The 352-nt window shown below is 54.0% G+C and carries 1 protein-coding gene; it reads right to left on the bottom strand.

What is annotated here, in order from left to right; all coding sequences use genetic code 11:
* Window positions 1-59: 59 nt before the first annotated feature.
* A complete protein-coding gene (locus GHO25_RS25835) occupies window positions 60-323 on the bottom strand; it encodes a type II toxin-antitoxin system RelB/DinJ family antitoxin (RefSeq protein ID WP_024265237.1) in 264 nt (87 codons plus the stop codon).
* Window positions 324-352: the final 29 nt, after the last annotated feature.

Below are 352 nucleotides of genomic sequence, written 5' to 3'. Positions count from 1 at the left end.
CATCTCGATGCGGCCCCTTGGCCTCTCGCGTAAACTCTCGCTTGAACTGACTGTTTCTCTCAATCGTCCGCATGCAAATCCGCCATCAGATCATCAATGGTGGCGAACTTTTGCAGCTTTCCGCGCCGGGCTTCTTTCATCGCGGCAACGGTTTTGGCGTTGGGCACCAACGGCTCGAATGGCAGCGCCTTTTCCTGCGCTATACGGGTCATCATCATGCGGAAAGCATCGCTAACCGTTAAGCCCATTGTCGCAAGTACTGCAGCGGCTTCTTCTTTGATGTGCTCATCGATACGAGCACGAACGACAGCATTTGTGGACATGGGTAGTCCTCCTATATTGGGCCACAGTG

It is taken from the genome of Pseudomonas sp. FSL R10-1350 (genome assembly GCF_009600525.1).
Classification (GTDB): Bacteria; Pseudomonadota; Gammaproteobacteria; order Pseudomonadales; family Pseudomonadaceae; genus Aquipseudomonas; species Aquipseudomonas helleri.
The sequence above is the reverse complement of the archived record's forward strand: the minus strand, read 5'-3'. Positions and strand labels throughout refer to the sequence as shown.

Excerpts from the sequence above, each read along its gene's own strand:
- GHO25_RS25835 (WP_024265237.1), bottom strand. The coding sequence starts at position 323 with ATGTCCACAAATGCTGTCGTTCGTGCTCGTATCGATGAGCACATCAAA.